This is a genomic window from Commensalibacter communis (assembly GCF_947179105.1).
Taxonomy (GTDB): domain Bacteria; phylum Pseudomonadota; class Alphaproteobacteria; order Acetobacterales; family Acetobacteraceae; genus Commensalibacter; species Commensalibacter communis.
Map to the genome: position 1 here is coordinate 1 of NZ_CAMXCK010000027.1, position 295 is coordinate 295.

General features: G+C 35.9%; 1 protein-coding gene. It reads left to right on the forward strand.

Annotated features, from left to right (window positions below):
• On the forward strand, positions 1–295 hold a 295-nt coding region (locus PQG52_RS11430; protein WP_271829608.1), incomplete at both ends, for a hypothetical protein.

Sequence of the window (295 nt, forward strand, 5' to 3'; positions counted from 1 at the left end):
TACGTTCTTTCCAAAGGTGATGGTCACGATACCATTTATAACCATGTAACTAACCCCGCAGATAAATCTGTTGTTCAATTTACAGATATATCAAGTAAAGATGTCACTGGCGCATCTATTGAAGGCAATGATCTTATCATTCAATATGGTGAAAATGATAGCGTAAGACTACAATATTATTTCGACCCAAGTAATAGTTTCCGTGTGCAAGAATATCAATTTACCGATCAAACGCTAAATAACGATCAACTGATGGCTCTTTTACCCATTGATGTGAAAAGCAGTGATACCTCTT